The 367-nt window shown below is 41.4% G+C and carries 1 rRNA gene; it reads left to right on the top strand.

Annotated elements, in window-relative coordinates:
• Window positions 1–153: 153 nt before the first annotated feature.
• A 16S ribosomal RNA gene (locus FC98_RS13910) occupies window positions 154–367 on the top strand; the annotation flags it as partial.

Raw genomic sequence — 367 nt, 5'->3', positions numbered from 1 at the left:
GTAGACCTTTGAAAACTGAACAAAATTTTCGACAAACAAATGTGCAGGGCGTTCCGATTAATTTCGGAACCAAACATTTGCGAAGTCAATTCGTAAAACAAGTAATAAATAAAATCATGAGCTATTAACAGGCTTATCATTTTGAAATCATTTTAAGATGAGAGTTTGATCCTGGCTCAGGACGAACGCTGGCGGCGTGCCTAATACATGCAAGTCGAACGCGTCTTGGTTATCGAAGGGAAGTGCTTGCATTTCCTTGACTTAACATTGAGACGAGTGGCGAACTGGTGAGTAACACGTGGGTAACCTGCCCTTGAAGTAGGGGATAACACTTGGAAACAGGTGCTAATACCGTATAACAACCAAA

Source organism: Lentilactobacillus kisonensis DSM 19906 = JCM 15041 (genome assembly GCF_001434135.1).
GTDB classification, from domain to species: domain Bacteria; phylum Bacillota; class Bacilli; order Lactobacillales; family Lactobacillaceae; genus Lentilactobacillus; species Lentilactobacillus kisonensis.
The sequence above is the reverse complement of the archived record's forward strand: the minus strand, read 5'-3'. Positions and strand labels throughout refer to the sequence as shown.